Below are 15,684 nucleotides of genomic sequence, written 5' to 3' on the forward strand. Positions count from 1 at the left end.
CTGACGATACAAAAATTTATTATTTTTTATTGTCCTCTTGACGGGGAGCATACCACGGATGAATTTCTGACGAAGTGGGGAGTTTATTTTTTAAAGTTAGTCATCTACTATTTCTGTTACATAGCTTCCATGCCCGTCTATAGCAATAACTTTTTCTTTTCCACCTTCTGTTTGAAATATCCATGGAGCAGAATAAGGATTACGAAAAAAGGCTTACAACGAATGGTGGTGTGGTACAATGCTGTAGAAAGAAGAATGCTGGAAAGCCGTATAGTCGTATGAAGGAGAAACTCACATGCAGTTTGATGAGAGGAAAGAGGGAATAGACCCTCTGACCTACTCTGCATATTATTCTGTCTGCTTCTGTGGAAGCTGTGCAAGGATGATAGCAGCAAACATGATGACACATCCAAGGATTTCTTTAGTACTTAGTTGCTGTCTGAGGATGATCCATCCGGCTAGGACAGAGATGCAGGATTCCAGGCTGAGTATCAGGGATGCTACAGTTGGGTTCATGTTTTTCTGACCGATAATCTGCAAGGTGTAAGCTACTCCGCATGACATGACACCTGCGTAGAGGATTGGCTGCCATGCTGCCAAGATGGATGAGAGTTCCGGATGCTCAAGGAGCAGAGCGGGAATGCCGGAAAGGATACCACATGTCAGGAACTGAATGCAGGAGAGCTTTACTCCGTCTACTTTTGGAGAAAAGTAGTCGATGACCAGTATGTGCAGTGAAAATAGAAATGCGCATACCAGTACGAGCAGATCTCCTTTTCCGATAGAAAATCCATCTGTGATGCACAGGAGATAAAGTCCGATCAGAGCCATTGCAACGGCAGCCCAGATAAATTTTGTGCATTTTTTGCCAAGGAATAGTCCGATGACAGGGACGATCACAATATAACAGGCAGTGATAAAGCCGGCTTTTCCGACGGTTGTATACTTGATGCCGAACTGTTGGAAATTGCTTGCCAGACAGAGGCAGATACCGCAGGCGATACCGCCGATAATCAGAGTTTTTTTCTCCTGCATATTGGATACAGTATTACTTGAGGTGTCAGATCTGCCAGATGCTTTGGAAGCAGAATCTGAAGGAGAGTTTCTCTTTTTCAGAATAAAAATCAGTGGAATCAGAACGACTGCTCCGATAAGGGAACGGACGGCATTAAAAGTAAAGCCTCCTACGTATTTCATTCCTACGCTTTGAGCCACAAAAGCGATACCCCAGATAATCGCTGCGAGAAGCAGGAGCAGGGAATTTTTTAAAGGGATCTGTTGTTTTTGCATGATGTGTGTAATCCTTCCTTATATTAATGTGTAAAATAATAAAGTGTAAATAGAATGTATAAAATGTGGATAAAACAAAATATTTATTCATTCAGTGTGGACAGAGGCACTGGAATTTTGTAACTGTTCAGTGCCCTCATATTATAAAATATTTCAAATATATTTTAAGAGTGCCGGTGCCTTATTGATCTGAAAATGAATAAACACTTTCATAATTATACATCATAGATATAAAAAGAGAAAGAAGATTATAGAAATAAAAAGAAGCCTCTGCAGGAGACTTCTTTTTGTAAATGTGTATCTGATATTTATATCAGATAAAGATATATTTCAAAATAAACAATACAGCGAGCACATACATCAGTACACTGATCTTCTTTTCTTTTGCTTTACCTGTAACAACGTTGATGATCACATAGGAGATAACACCCATGGAGATACCTTCAGAAATGCTGTACAGGAACGGCATTGCGATAATCGCGATAAATGCCGGGATTGCTTCAGTCATGTCGTTGAAGTCAATCTTGGTTACTGATGTGAGCATCAGGAATCCAACGATGATCAGAGCCGGTGCTGTGGCAAAGGACGGGATTGCCAGGAAAATCGGGGATAACAGCAGTGATAATCCGAAGAGGATGGCTGCTATCAGGGAAGTAAGTCCTGTACGTCCGCCTTCAGCAACACCGGAAGCACTCTCTACGAAAGTAGTAACTGTGGAAGTACCACACATAGCACCTACTGTAGTTCCTACTGCGTCAGAAAGAAGAGCACCTTTGATGTTTGGAAGTTTGCCTTCTTTGTCAAGCATATCAGCTTTGGAAGCAACGCCGATCAGTGTTCCAAGTGTATCGAACATATCTACAAACAGGAATGCAAACATAATGACTACGAAATCAAGTGTGAAGACAATGGAGAAGTCCATTTTCATAAATGTGGGAGCCATGCTTGGGATGGAGATTCCGTTTGAAAAATCAGGCAGGAGGCTGAACCAGCCGGCTGCAGGATCAGGTTTGTAAAGTCCTGTCAATTGACAGATAATGCCAAGTCCCCATGTGATCAGGATACCCCAGAGAATGTTTCCTTTTACACTCTTAACAAGAAGGATGGCGGTGATGAGAAGTCCGATCAGCGCCAGAAGAACTGTAATTCCTTCTGTATTGAAGGTTCCGCCGGAAACGGAGGATTTAAAGGAAAATACACTTACCAGAGTGGAGTCGTTGTTAACTACGATCTTAGCATTCTGCAGTCCGATGAAAGCAATAAACAGTCCGATACCAACAGATACTGCATGTTTCAGGTTCATTGGGATCGCATTGAAAATTGCCTCACGCACATTGGTCAGAGATAACAGGATAAAAATAATACCCTCTACAAATACAGCTGCCAGTGCCTGCTGCCAGCTGTAACCCATGCCAAGAACAACAGTGTAGGCAAAGTAGGCATTCAGGCCCATGCCAGGTGCAAGAACGAATGGATAATTAGAAAGCGCAGCCATCAGACAGGTGGCAATAAAGGATGACAGTGCGGTCGCTGTAAAAACAGCTCCTCTGTCCATGCCGGATGCTTCCAGAATGTTTGGGTTTACAGCCAGAATGTATGCCATTGTCATGAATGTGGTAATACCTGCCATAACTTCGGTCTTTACATCTGTGTGGTTCTCTTTGAGATGGAATAATTTGTCAAGATTCATAATCTTTCCCCCTTTTGATTTTAAAAATTGCCGGCTGTTTTGTGGTGTCTCAGATAATCATCCCGAAAAAACAGGGTGAAACTCCTGGAATCAATCGTCTCGGCATATCGTTTTGTTAACGATATGCCGGAAAAACACCATCAGAATCTGTATTTCCTGCAGTTACAGAATCTTTCTTCCGGCTACATATTTAGCGGTAATATTGCGGTCATCGGAAAGGTAGATCAGTCTTTCGAGTCTGTCCTTCGGAGAGAGCTTCAGTGGAGTTGGAATAGTGCTGTCATTAAGCACAACCGCATCAAATTCATACCCCTCCTTAAAGCTTCCAACCTTTCCAAAGAAGGAACCGCCTCCTTCTGTTCCCATATAAAAGGCTTCTTCAACAGTGAGCGGCTTCATGGAAGAATCAACCAGCCGCCAGTACAGCTTGGAAACCTGAATAGCATCAGCCATGGCACGCAGAATAGAAACGGAAGTTCCACCTGCAATGTCAGAGCCCAGTCCGATGTGTAAGCCTTCGTCCAGATAACGTCTCGCAGGAGAGATACCTGAGGAGAGATTTGTGTTGGACTGCGGACAATGAGCAATATAAACGCCCTGCTTTTTCATAAGGGCAATTTCTTCATTCGAAGAATGAACACAATGAGCCATGATCGTTGGACAGTCACCGCCGAAAAGATCAAACTGGCTATATGCTTCTCCATAAAAATGTGTATTCGGGCAAAGCTCCTTCACCCAGGCAATTTCACCGAAATTCTCAGAAAGGTGAGACTGCATCGGCAGGTGATACCTCTTCTGAATCTCCGAAAGCTTCTCCATCAGCTCATCAGAACAGGATGGAGTAAATCTCGGAGTAAGGATCGGCTTTACATTTTCAAATTTATCAAGCGTATCCTTAATCCACTGAACCGTAGCATCAGCAGAAGCCTGAGCACTCTCTTCCTGCAACTGCGGAGAACCATTACGGTCCATATTTACCTTGCCGACCATAGCCTTTATTCCGGTTTTATCCAGTTGTTCCATCAGGATCTCGGTAGCAGGGACATGCAGAGTTCCGAAAATACATGCTCTTGTATTCGGGCTCTTCTTCATATCCTCAGCGAAAACAGAATAAGCCTCTTTTGCAAACTCTGTATCTTCATAACGTGCTTCCTGCGGAAAAGTATAAGTATTCAGCCAGTCCAGCAGCTCAAGATCCATACCCGAGGCACGAAACGTATACTGCGGAGCATGAAGATGCAGATCAGTCAGTCCCGGAATGATCAGCTCATCGCCAAAATCTGTACATGAGATTCCTGCAAATTTCTCAGGAAGCTCATCAAACACCCCTGCACATCGCCCATCTTCACATACTAAATATCCATTTTCAGTGATGGAAAGTTCTGTCAGAGAATTACTGTAGCAAATTGTTCCCTTTAAAACAAAAGTCCGTTCGTTCATAACCATACCTCCTTTTTGTGGTTAAGGAAAGGCAAAAAAAATCTACCGATGCTGCCTTTACCTCATTCTTTCTCCCTGGGGAGAGAACTTATAGACAACTATTACGGTAGTTGGTAGAAACGTCCAACCGATTATGGACATATATAAGTTTACTTATATTGTTTATAAAATGATTATAAAATATTTGTAGTTAACTGTCAATTCCTTTCTGCAATTTAATTTAATATTCTTTTTGCATTGCTATTTGATAATTCATAGTCTATAAAGCATTTTACAGGCAGAATTTATATAAAGTATATGATATCCCATGTGAACTTATACAATCTCTTTCATATTTAAAGTCTTTCTTATTCATGTAGGCTTTTAACATGCGAATTGATACGATATTTTCCACCTTCCAATTACCAGCTTAGAAAAATATTTTATCTGCTATGCATTTGCAGGCATCTTAGAGATTCTTAGTCCTCTTAAATCTTCTCATGCTTTTAGCAGATTTCAGATGACTTAGAATCTCTTAGATGCCGAAACCGCATAGCAGATAAAATATTTTTCTAAGCGTCCGTTTTTTGGGAAAATATGATATAATACTCTCCAATATCAAAAAGAAAGGAAAAACAAACATGCAGCTAGACAAAGAAAACATAAAAAAAATTCGATGGCTCATCGCATTCGCAATTCTCTTATATCTGGGTGTCCAGAACCTGCACATAGTCATCAGTACTGTCAGAGTTCTGCTTGGCTTTCTCTTTCCGTTCATCATTGGCTTTGGAATCGCTTTTATCCTCAATATTCCAATGAAATTCATAGAACATCATCTGTTCGGAAAAGCCTTGAAACAAGAGAAAAAAACAGTACAAAAACTGGCAAGGCCGGTCAGCCTGGTGCTTTCTATCTGCTTTGTGATCTGTATAATCGTGATCGTTATGCTGGTAGTAGTACCGGAACTGGGGGCAACATTCGTAAACATAGCAAAAAAGATAGAAGAAAATATTCCGGTTTTCCAGAAATGGATCGACAATGTATTCGGAAACAATCCGGAAGTTGTGAAATGGGCGCAGTCTCTTGACATTGAGCCGGGAAAAATAATCGATTCTGTACTCGGCGTACTGAAGAACGGAGTCAATAACATTGTTTCCTCCACAGTGTCCATCACCATGGGACTTCTGACTACTGCAATGAATGTATCCATTGGCTTTGTATTCGCCTGCTACGTCCTTTTGCAGAAAGAAAAGCTCCTGCAGCAGATAAAAAAAGCAATGTACGCAATGTTCCCGGAAAAACCGGTCAGATACCTGGCACATGTATGGAATCTGGCAAACAGGATTTTTTCCAGCTTTATTACCGGACAGTGTATCGAAGCTGTGATTCTTGGAAGTATGTTCTTTGTATCCATGACAATCCTGCATTTTCCATATGCAATGCTGGTGGGTGTCCTGATTTCATTTACAGCATTGATCCCGCTGTTTGGCGGAATTATCGGATGTTGGGTAGCATTTTTTCTGATCCTTATGATAAGTCCTGTAAAAGCAGTTCTGTTTCTGGGACTTTTCCTTATCCTGCAGCAGATAGAAGGAAACCTGATCTATCCTCATGTGGTAGGTGGTTCTGTCGGGCTTCCATCCATCTGGGTACTGGTAGCTGTAACACTTGGCGGCAGTCTGATGGGAATTGCGGGAATGCTGATCTTCATTCCGACAGTATCTGTCATCTATACACTTTTCAGAGAGTGGGTATATGCCCGTCTTGAGAAAAAACAGCTTGTTTTATAACGAAATGATTCGTGATGTGTAGAAAGATGTATTATTGTCCGGATAAACTTGGTAACAAATTTGTAAAAGGACTGTAAATCAGTGTAAGGTCTCTGTAATTGTAATTAATTCGATATTTCTGTATTATAGTGATATCTGGTTAAAAATGGAAGGAGATCTTAAGATGGACATCTTAAAAGGTAAACGTTATGATATTATGAATGTGCTTTGGGAAGAGGGAAGACCATTGTCTGCTTTTGAGATCAATGACATTGCACCGGAACTGAAAATGCCGACAGTAAGAAGATGCCTGGAGCTTCTTTTGAAAGAGAATCTGATCCAGGTTGCGGGAACTTCAATGAACGGCAAGGTGTATGCAAGAAATTATACCCCTCTTCTTTCAAGAGAGGATTATTTAAAGGGAAATGCCAAAAGCAGAAAGATTAATCCGGTGGAAATGATGAATGCGCTTCTGGAATCTGATGGGATTACAGTGGAAGAGCTGGAAAAACTTCAGGAGCTTATCGATAAGAAACGTGCGGAACTGGAAAGCAGATAATCATAAACATAGCAGATAAAAACGGACATGGCCATCTGGCTGTGTCTTTTTTGTGCCATTTTTTACAGAATTGCAATACTGTATCAGGTAATAAAAACAGCCAGATGAATAAAGTGTCCATCTGGCTGAATCTGTTATCAATTAATTATTTCTTGTTCTGCTCAACTTCTTTTAACATCATAGCGCGAACTTTCAGTGGAAGTCCGAACAGTGTGATGAATCCATCTGCATCGTGGTGGTCATAGAGGTCACCTGTTGTGAAAGATGCAAGAGATTCATTGTACAGGCTGTATGGAGAAGTTGTACCGGCTTTGATGATATTGCCTTTGTACAGTTTCATCTTAACTTCGCCTGTTACATATTTCTGTGTGGATTCAACGAAAGCCTGGATTGCTTCACGCAGAGGTGTATACCATTTTCCTTCGTATACAACCTGAGCAAACTGGCTGCCGAGTTTCTTCTTGGTTTCCATTGTCTCGCGGTCGAGTGTCAGTTCTTCGAGCTGTTCATGAGCTGCCATAAGGATTGTTCCGCCAGGAGTCTCATATACACCACGGGATTTCATACCAACAACACGGTTTTCAACGATGTCAACGATACCGATACCGTTCTCGCCGCCTAATTTGTTGAGCTCTGTGATGATCTCGGAAACTTTCATTTCTTTGCCGTTTAATGTTTTCGGAACACCCTGCTCGAATGTCATGGTAACTTCTGTTTCTTTATCAGGGGCTTTCTCAGGTGTAACACCTAAAACAAGCATATTGTCATAATTTGGAGCCTGGGAAGGATCTTCCAGTTCCAGACCTTCATGGCTGATATGCCATAAGTTTCTGTCACGGCTGTAGCTGTGGCTTGCATCGAATGGAAGGTCGATTCCGTGAGCTTTACAGAATGCAATCTCATCTTCACGTGACTGCATGGTCCATTTGTCTGTCATACGCCATGGAGCGATGATTTTGATGTCAGGAGCAAGAGCTTTGATGCCAAGTTCGAAACGGATCTGGTCATTACCTTTACCTGTAGCACCGTGGCAGATGGCAACTGCGCCTTCTTTACGTGCGATCTCAACTAATTTCTTAGCGATTGCCGGACGGGCCATGGATGTACCAAGGAGATATTTGTGTTCGTATACAGCACCTGCCTGTACACATGGAACGATGAAGTCATCACAGAATTCATCTACGATATCTTCGATATATAATTTGGAAGCACCGGAAAGCTTTGCTCTTTCATCCAGTCCGTCCAGTTCGTTTCCCTGACCGCAGTTTACGCAGCAGCAGACAACATCGTAATCAAATGTTTCTTTTAACCATGGGATTAAGGCTGTGGTATCAAGACCGCCTGAGTATGCTAAAACGACTTTTTCTTTCATGATTGTATTCCTCCTGAAATTGGATTTTATTATTTTCCTGATTTGTAAAAATTTCCTGAGATATCCGTTTGCCGAAAGTAAATGAATAGGTCGGGAGTTCAGCGCATTATTTTTGAATAAATGCGGTAATTTCTGATTGAAATTTTTGAATAAATATTCAATGCGGAACAAGATGATTTCGTATGATTCCGCTTAACAAGTGATAATATACACCTTTTTTTATAAATATGCAATAGAAAAATGCAAAAAAGTTTTATCTGTTTTTGCATAAATATGCAACATAATATAGGAAAAGACAGGGGGAAATTCGTGAAGCAAAATAGAATCCATGTAAAAACATTGAAAAATGACTATTGCATATTATGCAGGTAAGATGTATAATTAGTCCAGCACTCTGATAGAGTAAAGTTTTACTATGAAATGAAGATCGCCGGATGAGGCGAAGATGGAGGAAATTATTATGATTAAAGCAGGAATTATCGGTGCCACAGGATATGCAGGTAACGAGATCGTGAGACTGCTTCTGGGACATAAAGATGTGGAAGTTGCGTGGTATGGTTCAAGAAGTTACATTGACCAGAAATATGCAGATGTTTATCAGAACTTTTTTAAGCTAGTAGATGCGAAATGTATGGATGATAATATGGAAGCATTAGCTGATGAAGTAGATGTGATCTTTACAGCTACGCCTCAGGGACTTTGTGCTTCTTTAATTAATGAAGGAATTCTTTCCAAGGCGAAAGTTATTGACCTGAGTGCGGATTTCCGTATTAAAGATGTGAAGAAATATGAGAAATGGTACGGAATTGAGCATAAGGCTCCGCAGTTTATTGATGAGGCGGTTTATGGTTTATGTGAGATCAACCGTGAGGAGATTAAGAAAGCCAGACTGATTGCGAATCCGGGATGTTACCCCACATGTTCTACACTTTCTATTTATCCGCTGATCAAAGAGGGGCTGATCGATCCGTCTACGATTATCATTGATGCGAAGTCCGGTACTTCAGGAGCAGGACGTGGAGCGAAGGTTGCCAATCTGTTCTGTGAAGTAAACGAGAATATTAAGGCTTATGGTGTTGCAACTCACAGACATACACCTGAGATTGAGGATCAGCTTGGTTATGCGTGTGGCAAAGAGGTGTTGATTAATTTTACACCTCATCTGATTCCTATGAATCGTGGTATTCTTGTGACTGCTTATGCTTCTCTGACTAAGGATGTTTCTTATGAAGAGGTGAAGGCAGTTTATGATAGGTATTATGAGAATGAGACTTTCGTTCGTGTGCTGGATAAGGATGTTTGTCCGCAGACGAAGTGTGTGGAGGGAAGTAATTATGTGGATGTGAATTTTAAGATTGATCAGAGAACTCACAGAGTTATTATGATGGGGGCTATGGATAATCTGGTTAAAGGTGCTGCGGGACAGGCTGTGCAGAATATGAACCTGATGTTTGGATTTAAGGAGGCTGAGGGACTGCTGCAGGTGCCGATGTGTCCGTAAGTTAGAGAAAAGGGGACGCTCCGGAAATTATTTGGTTTTGAACGCGGTTTCGGGGCTTACTAACTCTAAGTGTTCGTGAATTTGCTAAAGGCATGAGGCGGCTTGTCAAACTCGCTCCGTTGCAAACTTCGCTCAGACAGTGATGCAGCCGCCTCATAACGCAAATTCCCGAGCACTAAGAGTTACTACAGCCCCTGCAAATGCGTTCAAAACCAAATAATTTCCGGAGCTGACTTTTCAGGACGGAAGAGATGTGGATGTCTGACGGACGTGACTGCGCAGGGGAGTTGCGGCAGTCGCTGAGCGTGGAGGATGTGGACGGGAAACAAGATAGTTTGTCTTATTATATAGAAAGGATTGAGGTTTTATGAAGATTATAGATGGCGGCGTTACGGCAGCTAAGGGATTTAAGGCAGCGGCTGCTGCGGCTGAGATTAAGTATAAGGGCAGAACGGATATGGCTATGGTTTACAGTGAGGTGCCTTGTGTAGCTGCGGGGACTTTTACTACCAATGTGGTGAAGGCTGCGCCTGTTAAATGGGATCAGGATATTGTTTATAATCATCCGTCTGCACAGGTGGTGATCTGTAACAGTGGTATTGCCAATGCATGTACTGGTGCAGAAGGTTATGGTTATTGTAAGGAGACTGCAGATGCGGCTGCTGAGATTCTTGGGGTGGCTGCTGACAGTGTGCTGGTTGCTTCTACAGGTGTGATTGGTATGCAGGTTCCCATTGACCGTATTAAGAATGGTGTGAAGATGATGGCGCCGAAGCTGGATGGTTCTCTGGAGGCTGGTACTGAGGCGGCGAAGGCGATCATGACTACTGATACCAAGAAGAAAGAGGTTGCTGTTCAGATTGAAATTGGCGGTAAGACGGTTACTGTTGGTGGTATGTGTAAGGGTTCCGGTATGATCCATCCGAATATGTGTACCATGCTTGGGTTTGTTACTACTGATGCGAAGATTTCCAAGAAAATGCTGCAGGAAGCGTTAAGTGAGGATGTTAAGGATACTTACAATATGGTTTCTGTTGATGGAGATACTTCTACCAATGATACAGTTCTTCTTCTGGCCAATGGTCTGGCTGAGAATCCGGAGATCACAGAGAAGGGTGAGGATTACGAAACCTTCAAGGCTGCGCTGAATTATATCAATACTACTCTGGCGAAGAAGATCGCAGGTGACGGAGAGGGTGCGACTGCACTGTTTGAGGTGAAGATCATTGGTGCAGAGTCTAAGGAGCAGGCAGTTACATTGAGCAAGTCTGTTGTTACTTCTTCTCTGACAAAGGCTGCTATCTACGGACATGATGCAAACTGGGGAAGAATCCTGTGTGCTATGGGATATTCCGGTGCGAAGTTTGATCCTGAGAAGGTGGATCTGTTCTTTGAGAGTAAGGCTGGTAAGATTCAGATTATTGAGAATGGGGTGGCTGTGGATTACAGTGAAGAAGAGGCAACGAAGATTCTTTCTGAGGAAGCTGTCACAGCAATCGCTGATGTGAAGATGGGTGATGCCACAGCAACTGCATGGGGCTGTGACCTGACTTATGATTATATAAAAATCAATGCAGATTACCGTTCATAACAAAATTCTGTGAATAAGGGTGATTTTAACCGAATCAGGTAAGTCTCCTGCTTTAATTGCGAAAAGCAATAAGCAGGGATGGAGACCAGACATTGACTGGAAAAAGGAGAGAATAATGGTTAATCAGAAATATTTGGACAAGGCGGAGGTGCTGATCGAGGCACTTCCTTATATTCAGAGATTTAATCGTAAAATCGTAGTTGTAAAGTACGGCGGAAGTGCCATGCTGGATGATGAACTGAAGAAGAATGTGATCAAGGACGTTGTTCTTCTGAAGCTGGTTGGTTTCAAACCGATCATCGTTCATGGTGGTGGTAAGGAAATCAGCCGCTGGGTTGGCAAGGTAGGTATGGAGCCGAAATTTATTAACGGTCTTCGTGTTACAGATAAAGATACTATGGAAATTGCAGAGATGGTTCTTGCGAAGGTGAACAAGGAACTGGTTGCCATGGTGGAATCTCTTGGTGTAAATGCTGTTGGTATCAGCGGTAAAGACGGTGGTCTGCTGAAATGCCGCAAGAAACAGACAAAGGGCGGAGACATCGGATTTGTTGGTGAAGTTACAAAGGTTGAGCCGAAGATTCTGGAGGATCTTCTGGAGAAAGATTTCTTGCCGATCATTTTCCCGGTAGGTTATGACGATGAGTTCGCTACTTATAATATTAATGCGGATGATGCTGCATGTGCCATTGCAGAGGCTGTTCATGCGGAGAAGCTTGCATTCCTTTCTGATATTGAAGGCGTTTATAAAGACAAGGATGATCCGTCCAGCCTGATCTCTGAACTTCATGTAGATGAAGCACAGAAACTGATCGATGACGGTTATGTAGGCGGAGGTATGATTCCGAAGCTGAAAAACTGTATTGATGCCATTGAAGAAGGCGTTAACAGAGTCCATATCCTTGACGGAAGAATTCCTCACAGCTTACTGCTGGAGATCTTTACAAACAAAGGTATTGGTACTGCGATTCTGAGAGAAGACGGGGAGAAATATTACAATGAACATGAATGAACAGATGAAGGAATCCGAAGAGAGTATCCTTCACACTTATAATCGTTTTCCTGTTGTTTTTGAAAAGGGACAGGGATGTTATTTATATGATTCCGAGGGAAAGGAATATCTGGATTTTGCAGCAGGTATTGCTGTAAATTCTCTGGGATATCACTATCCGGGATATGATGAAGCATTAAAAGATCAGATTGATAAGCTGATGCATATTTCCAACTTATATTACAATGAGCCGATCATCGAAGCAGGTGCGAAGCTGGTAAAGGCAAGTAAAATGAGCAAGGCATTCTTTACCAACAGTGGTACAGAAGCAATCGAAGGTGCTTTAAAAGCAGCTAAGAAATATGCATATGTACGTGACGGACATGCAGATCATGAGATCATTGCCATGAACCATTCCTTTCATGGAAGAAGTATAGGAGCTCTTTCTGTAACAGGAACTGCTCATTACAGAGAGCCCTTTGAGCCACTGATGGGCGGTGTGAAGTTTGCGGATTTTAATGATCTTGAGAGTGTAAAGGCTCAGATCACAGATAAGACCTGCGCGATCATTACTGAGGTTGTTCAGGGTGAGGGCGGTATTTATCCGGCGAAGAAGGAATTCTTGGAAGGTCTGCGTCAGATCTGTGATGAGAAAGATATTATGCTGATTTTCGATGAAATTCAGTGCGGTATGGGAAGAACCGGACATTATTTTGCATGGCAGGCATACGGTGTACAGCCGGATATTATGACAAGTGCGAAAGCTCTTGGATGTGGTGTGCCGGTAGGGGCGTTTGTATTGAATGAGAAAGCTGCTAAAGCTTCTCTGGAACCTGGTGACCATGGTACAACTTATGGCGGAAACCCGTTTGTATGTGCTGCAGTCAGCAAAGTATTTGACATTTATGAGAATGATAAGATCATTGAACATGTACAGGAAATGACTCCATATCTGGAACAGAAACTGGATGAAATTGTTGCAAAACATGAATGCGCTGCAACAAGACGAGGCATGGGCTTCATGCAGGGAATCGTAATCCAGGGCCGCCCGGTTGGTGAAGTTGTAAAGGCTGCGTTGGCAAAAGGACTGTTGGTGATCTCTGCAGGCAGTGATGTACTCAGAATCGTACCTCCGCTTGTGATCACAAAAGAACACATTGATAAGATGGCTGCAATTCTGGATGAGTGTATGGAATAATTTTAGATACTTCAAGAGATATTTGAATATTTTTGCAAAATGTTCCGGGTATAATCAATAACTGATTATATCCGGAGCATTATTTTTGCAGAGAAAATACCATCTTTATAGGTAAAGTCACAGGCACCGCCGTTTTTGTCGATAATGTGGCGGACAGATTCGATTCCTATTCCGTTTCCGGAGTGTTTGGAGGATTGGAAAATATTGTTTTTTTGCTGTATTTTGCCATCGAAGGTGTTTTCCACATGAATCAGAAGGAGATGATTATGGTGGGGATAAACTTCCACATTAATCTTTCTGCGGGCGGGTACTGTTTTCACACTTGCCTGGATGGCATTTTCCAGCAGATTGGAGAACACAAGGCACAGATTGATCTCATCTATGGAAAGATCAGCAGGCAGGGAAACCACTGCATGAAAAGGAATGTTTTCTCTTTCTGCAATGGTGGAATAATATCCGAAAACACTGTCAACAGCCTGATTTTCACAGAAATGCAGGTTATAGTCAGAGATTTTGCCGGTTGCAGCAGAGAGATATTCTTTAATTTTTTCTATGTCACCCTGTTCTGCCAGAGTGGACAGACGGACAAAATGATGACGGATATCGTGACGTGCCTGCCTTGCTTCTTCAATGGCCATGCAGAGATTCTCGTATCTTTCCTGTTGAAGGGAAAGAAAATGGTTCTCCTGCTGAAGTCTGGCATTTCTGTTCAGGCTGACTGCCATCATAAGAAACAGGACATAGAACAGAAGCAGGATTATGAGCAGTACAAGACTGAAAACAATATAACACTGCAGAATACGCCCGGTATATAAAGTGCTGCGGTGTTTGGGAATCATAAAAAGATTCACTCCGATGAAGATTACCGGAAGGATCCAGAATACATACCAGGTCTGGGCAAAGTTCTCGTCTGTGACCATTGTCTGTACACAGTGGCAGGCAGGATACCAGGCTGCCAGAACAAACAGCAGGCAGATGACATTATAGAAAATTCCGGCACCAGTGTGCAACCACAGTTCGTTTTCTGTAATATGCAGGTCAGCAGTCATAAGTGCATTGACTGCCCGGGACAGACTTTTGACACATGTAAAAACTGCGAAGACTGCCAGAAAAATACTGACGGATTTCCAGACAGAGATTTTTAATGTTTTATGGTAAATGAGCATAATGACAGGCAGCAGAGGAAACAGGAACCATCTGGTGGGAATTTGCAGGGCACAGCAAACTGCCCCTCCTAAAATACAGATTCCCAGAAGAAGGGGAAGAAGCCATGCTGTCAGCTTAAGCGGTGTCTGCCTCAGATAGTTCTTTACAGGCAGATATGCCAGCAGTATGCCGGGAATGATTACGAAAAGTTCAAGTACAGGGCGAAGTATGTCAGTCATTTCAGGACCTCCTTTGGAACAGAAATTCCATAAATGTCTGTCTGGCGTTTTTTAGCAGCTTCCGGCTGACAGAGACATTGCTTCCGTTATCAAGGCGAAAGCCTGTTCCGTCAAAATCAACGGCATGCTCCAGATTGATCACAACGCCTCGGTTACACTGATAGAAGCGTGGATCCATTTTCAGGGAGATTATGAAGGAATCAAAGGACTGGCGGGTGACCAGTTCCCTTTCACCGGCAGTGTGGATGTGGATCATGTGGGAAAAATGCTCTGCGTAGATTATTTTCCGGAAGGGAATCTGAATATTACTGCCGTTTACCTTTACATCTATGTATTTCCCGGAATCCGGGATGCGGGAAAGGATTTCATCGGCCAGTGCGGAAATATCATTTTCACTGTAGGGCTTTACAAGATAGTGCAGAGCCCGGACCTGGAATCCCTCTAATGCATGGTCGGTAGAAGTTGTTGTAAAGATCAGCAGACAGTCAGTATCTGATCTGCGAAGTTCTTTTGCTGTATCAATCCCGTTAGAACCATTCATATAAATATCCAGAAACACTACAGTGAAAGGACATTCCTTCGCTGCAGTGAGGAAAGTTTCTCCATTTTCATATTCCAATATATCTGTATGGACATTGCGCCTGGAAAACTGAGATTCCAGTCTGTTTCGTAACAGTGTCCGTTCTTCTGAAATATCATCAACAATTGCAATTCTCATAGTAAATCTTCCTTTATTTATAAAATGATGTTAGGGTCAAAAGGCATTTTGCCCCTAACTTGATATCTACGAATTGCTTCACTGCAAAGCAGCTCCCGCAATTTTCATAAAATTCTGCTATAAGTATATCACAAAACAATACCATAGATTTACAATTCGTGTCATTTTCTGTCGTTTCGTGACAGAATTATTGAAAAAATT

13 protein-coding genes and 1 riboswitch are annotated in these 15,684 nt (G+C 42.3%); of the genes, 7 read left to right on the top strand and 6 right to left on the bottom strand.

The annotated features are described in order from the left end of the window. Positions 1-282, top strand: a 282-nt coding sequence (locus tag LI074_RS15555; protein ID WP_207718290.1) for a hypothetical protein, incomplete at its 5' end; no start/stop codon positions are given. 66 nt (positions 283-348) lie between these two features. On the opposite strand, the gene LI074_RS15560 is transcribed toward LI074_RS15555, so the two are convergent. From LI074_RS15560 to LI074_RS15570, 3 genes are all read right to left on the bottom strand, one after another. Next, a complete protein-coding gene (locus LI074_RS15560) occupies positions 349-1,275 on the bottom strand; it encodes a DMT family transporter (RefSeq protein ID WP_055053085.1) in 927 nt (308 codons plus the stop codon). Positions 1,276-1,603: 328 nt separating this feature from the next. Then, entirely contained in the window at positions 1,604-2,980 is a 1,377-nt protein-coding gene (locus LI074_RS15565; protein ID WP_173679297.1) for an NCS2 family permease, read from the bottom strand. 162 nt (positions 2,981-3,142) lie between these two features. Further along, the gene (locus LI074_RS15570) at positions 3,143-4,420 is read right to left on the bottom strand and encodes an amidohydrolase family protein (RefSeq protein ID WP_330584124.1); all 1,278 of its coding nucleotides are present in this window, start codon (positions 4,418-4,420) and stop codon (positions 3,143-3,145) included. A gap of 71 nt (positions 4,421-4,491) precedes the next feature. After that, a riboswitch (purine riboswitch) is annotated at positions 4,492-4,587 on the bottom strand. Positions 4,588-5,040: 453 nt separating this feature from the next. On the opposite strand from LI074_RS15570, the gene LI074_RS15575 reads away from it, so the two are divergent. After that, complete coding sequence (locus LI074_RS15575) at positions 5,041-6,189, top strand: AI-2E family transporter (RefSeq protein WP_055053056.1); 1,149 nt, start codon at positions 5,041-5,043, stop codon at positions 6,187-6,189. 163 nt (positions 6,190-6,352) lie between these two features. After that, positions 6,353-6,727 (top strand): BlaI/MecI/CopY family transcriptional regulator, encoded by a 375-nt coding sequence (locus LI074_RS15580; RefSeq protein WP_020993513.1) that lies wholly within the window; start codon positions 6,353-6,355, stop codon positions 6,725-6,727. Positions 6,728-6,872: 145 nt separating this feature from the next. Here LI074_RS15580 and LI074_RS15585 read toward each other — a convergent pair whose 3' ends face one another. After that, on the bottom strand, positions 6,873-8,099 hold the full coding sequence (locus LI074_RS15585; protein WP_173698372.1) for an argininosuccinate synthase: 1,227 nt from the start codon (positions 8,097-8,099) through the stop codon (positions 6,873-6,875). A 460-nt stretch (positions 8,100-8,559) separates the two neighbouring features. Between LI074_RS15585 and argC the strand changes: the two genes are divergently transcribed. The 4 genes from argC to LI074_RS15605 all read left to right on the top strand — a co-directional run bounded on the left by argC (position 8,560) and on the right by LI074_RS15605 (position 13,380). After that, positions 8,560-9,600: an N-acetyl-gamma-glutamyl-phosphate reductase gene (argC, locus tag LI074_RS15590; protein WP_119243322.1), complete on the top strand. Its 1,041-nt coding sequence runs from the start codon at positions 8,560-8,562 to the stop codon at positions 9,598-9,600. Between the two features lie 367 nt (positions 9,601-9,967). Further along, entirely contained in the window at positions 9,968-11,191 is a 1,224-nt protein-coding gene (argJ, locus tag LI074_RS15595) for a bifunctional glutamate N-acetyltransferase/amino-acid acetyltransferase ArgJ (RefSeq protein WP_020993511.1), read from the top strand. 115 nt (positions 11,192-11,306) lie between these two features. Continuing rightward, positions 11,307-12,203, top strand: a complete 897-nt coding sequence (gene argB / locus LI074_RS15600) for an acetylglutamate kinase (RefSeq protein ID WP_173698373.1) — start codon at positions 11,307-11,309, stop codon at positions 12,201-12,203. Next, positions 12,190-13,380, top strand: coding sequence for an aspartate aminotransferase family protein (locus tag LI074_RS15605; protein WP_055053054.1), 1,191 nt, complete (start codon positions 12,190-12,192; stop codon positions 13,378-13,380). The genes argB and LI074_RS15605 overlap by 14 nt, the downstream gene beginning before the upstream one ends. A gap of 65 nt (positions 13,381-13,445) precedes the next feature. On the opposite strand, the gene LI074_RS15610 is transcribed toward LI074_RS15605, so the two are convergent. After that, the gene (locus LI074_RS15610; RefSeq protein WP_173698374.1) at positions 13,446-14,765 is read right to left on the bottom strand and encodes an ATP-binding protein; all 1,320 of its coding nucleotides are present in this window, start codon (positions 14,763-14,765) and stop codon (positions 13,446-13,448) included. 1 nt (position 14,766) lies between these two features. Further along, complete coding sequence (locus LI074_RS15615) at positions 14,767-15,483, bottom strand: LytR/AlgR family response regulator transcription factor (RefSeq protein ID WP_025578619.1); 717 nt, start codon at positions 15,481-15,483, stop codon at positions 14,767-14,769. Positions 15,484-15,684: the final 201 nt, after the last annotated feature.

This window comes from Blautia sp. MSK18_10 (genome assembly GCF_020553185.1).
Taxonomy (GTDB): Bacteria; Bacillota; Clostridia; order Lachnospirales; family Lachnospiraceae; genus Blautia_A; species Blautia_A wexlerae.